This is a genomic window from Klebsiella sp. SWET4 (assembly GCF_024296565.1).
In the GTDB taxonomy this organism is placed as follows: Bacteria; Pseudomonadota; Gammaproteobacteria; order Enterobacterales; family Enterobacteriaceae; genus Klebsiella; species Klebsiella variicola.
The window spans coordinates 1-1,387 of sequence record NZ_JANCOB010000042.1 but is presented as its reverse complement, the minus strand read 5'-3'; the positions used below and the strand labels follow the sequence as shown (position 1 = coordinate 1,387).

Here is a 1,387-nt window from a genome sequence, read left to right as displayed (position 1 = left end):
TTGCTTTGGCCATTTGACTCTCCGTTCAATCGTCAGTTCGAGACCGACGACAATCAGGCAAACTTCTTCTGGACTTCCGCCGACACGTTAGCCGGCGCTTCTGCGTAGTGATCGAATTGCATGGTGAAGGTCGCGCGACCCTGGCTCATCGAGCGCAGATTGTTCACGTAACCGAACATGTTCATGAGCGGCACCATCGCATTGATGACGTTTGCGTTGCCGCGCATGTCCTGACCCTGGATCTGACCGCGCCGGGAATTCAGGTCGCCGATGACCGAGCCGGTGTAGTCTTCCGGGGTCACCACTTCGACCTTCATGATCGGCTCGAGCAGAACCGACTTGCCCTTCTGCAGCGCCTCGCGGAACGCGGCACGCGAAGCGATTTCGAAGGCGAGCGCCGACGAGTCGACGTCGTGATACTTGCCGTCGACGAGCTGAACCTTGACGTCGACCACGGGGAAGCCCGCGACCACGCCAGAGCTCATCACGCTGTTGAGGCCCTTTTCGACGCCGGGGATGTATTCCTTCGGCACCGCGCCGCCGACGATGGCGCTTTCGAACACGAAGCCCGAACCGGCTTCGCCCGGCTCGAACACCAGCTTGACGCGGGCGAACTGGCCCGTACCACCGGTCTGCTTCTTGTGCGTGTAGTCGATGTCGACCTTGCGGCCCAGCGATTCACGATAGGCCACCTGCGGCGCGCCGATATTGGCCTCGACCTTGTAGGTGCGCTTCAGGATGTCGATCTTGATGTCGAGGTGCAGTTCGCCCATGCCCTTCAGGATCGTCTGGCCCGACTCGTGGTCGGTCGAGACGGTGAAGGACGGGTCTTCGGCGGCCAGCTTCTGCAGGGCGACGCCCAGCTTTTCCTGGTCGGCCTTGGATTTCGGCTCGATCGCAATCTCGATGACCGGCTCGGGAAATTCCATCTTCTCGAGGATCACCTGCTTGTCGGGATCGCACAGCGTGTCACCGGTGCGCGCTTCCTTCAGGCCAGCCAGCGCGACGATGTCGCCGGCATAGGCTTCCTTGATGTCTTCGCGGTTGTTCGCATGCATCAGCAGCATGCGGCCGACCCGCTCGCGCTTGTCGCGCGTCGAGTTCAGCAGGCTCATGCCGGTTTCCATCTTGCCCGAATAGATGCGGCAGAAGGTCAGCGAACCGACGAAGGGGTCGTCCATGATCTTGAACGCCAGAACCGACAGCGGTTCGTCGTCCGAGGCCTTGCGGGTGATTTCTTCTTCGGTCTTGAAGTCGATGCCCTTGGTCGGCGGGATGTCCACCGGCGACGGCAGGTAGTCGACGACGGCGTCGAGCAGGGGCTGGACGCCCTTGTTCTTGAAGGCCGAGCCGCAGAGGATCGGATAGAAGGCGCCGGTCAGCACGG

General features: G+C 61.6%; 1 protein-coding gene. It reads right to left on the bottom strand.

What is annotated here, in order from left to right; all coding sequences use genetic code 11:
• Window positions 1-53: 53 nt before the first annotated feature.
• A partial coding sequence (fusA, locus tag NKJ21_RS27365; RefSeq protein WP_254733427.1) for an elongation factor G occupies window positions 54-1,387 on the bottom strand: 1,334 nt, incomplete at its 5' end.